Origin of the sequence: Hoeflea marina, from assembly GCF_003182275.1 — a bacterium.
GTDB lineage: Bacteria > Pseudomonadota > Alphaproteobacteria > Rhizobiales > Rhizobiaceae > Hoeflea > Hoeflea marina.
This window is the reverse complement of the sequence record NZ_QGTR01000021.1, coordinates 1-1,091: the sequence shown is the minus strand read 5'-3', so window position 1 is coordinate 1,091 and position 1,091 is coordinate 1. Positions and strand designations below refer to the sequence as shown.

The window sequence follows — 1,091 nt, the reverse complement described above, 5'->3', positions numbered from 1 at the left end:
CGGTGAACCGGTCGGCGGGCAATGCCATTAGACCGGGATGCATGAAGCGTGATCACCGTCACCGGATCCAGGCCGGTATGTCCCAGGGCAATTTTAGGGGACATCTCCGATGAGCAGCATCATGACCAACACCGCAGCCATGGCTGCGCTGCAGACACTTCGCTCGATCAATTCCGACATGGAAACGGCCCAGAGCCGGATTTCCTCTGGATACCGGGTTGAATCAGCCGCCGACAACGCCGCCTACTGGTCGATCGCCACCACGATGCGGTCGGACAACAAGGCGATGTCGACGGTGGAGGACGCCCTCGGCCTGGGTGCCGCCAAGGTGGACATCGCCTATACCGGCCTCAACTCGGCCATCGACGTGGTCTCCGAGATCAAGGCCAAGCTGGTGGCCGCCCGCGAGCCGGGCGTCGACAAGACCAAGATCAACAAGGAGCTCACCGAGCTCAAGAACCAGTTGCAGTCCATCGCCACCTCGGCGTCGTTCTCGGGCGAGAACTGGCTGTCCAACACCACCACGGCTGCGGCGGGCACCAAGTCGATCGTCGGCGGCTTCAACCGCGACGTCAACGGCAAGGTGGCCATCACCACGCTCGACATCTCGGTGACCAGCCTGACGCTGATCGGCGCCAAGAACGAGAGCCTGGGGCTGCTGACGCGGGACGTCGACGCCAACGCGCTCGACGCCAACACCACTTCGACGACGGCGCGCAACTACTTCCTCATCGACACCGGCTCGACGACCGGCACGGCGGCCTCGGGCAGCGCCATCACGCTCTCGGCGACGACCACCGACGCCGAAGTCGACGACATGGTCCGGGTGGTGGATTCGATCTTCAGCCAGATGACGGATGCGGCCTCCAACCTGGGTGCGATCAACAAGCGCATCGCCATGCAGGAGGACTTCGTCGCCAATCTGATGGATTCGGTCGACAAGGGCATCGGCCGGCTGGTCGACGCCGACATGAACGACGAATCGACGCGGCTCAAGGCGCTGCAGACCCAGCAGCAGCTCGGCATCCAGTCGCTGTCGATCGCCAACTCCAACTCCCAGAACATCCTCTCGCTCTTCAAGGGCTAAGGCC

1 protein-coding gene is annotated in these 1,091 nt (G+C 63.4%); it reads left to right on the top strand.

Features of this window, described 5'->3' with window-relative positions:
- Positions 1 to 109: 109 nt before the first annotated feature.
- Positions 110 to 1,087, top strand: coding sequence for a flagellin N-terminal helical domain-containing protein (locus tag DFR52_RS24125; RefSeq protein ID WP_110034639.1), 978 nt, complete (start codon positions 110 to 112; stop codon positions 1,085 to 1,087).
- The last annotated feature ends 4 nt before the right edge of the window (positions 1,088 to 1,091 follow it).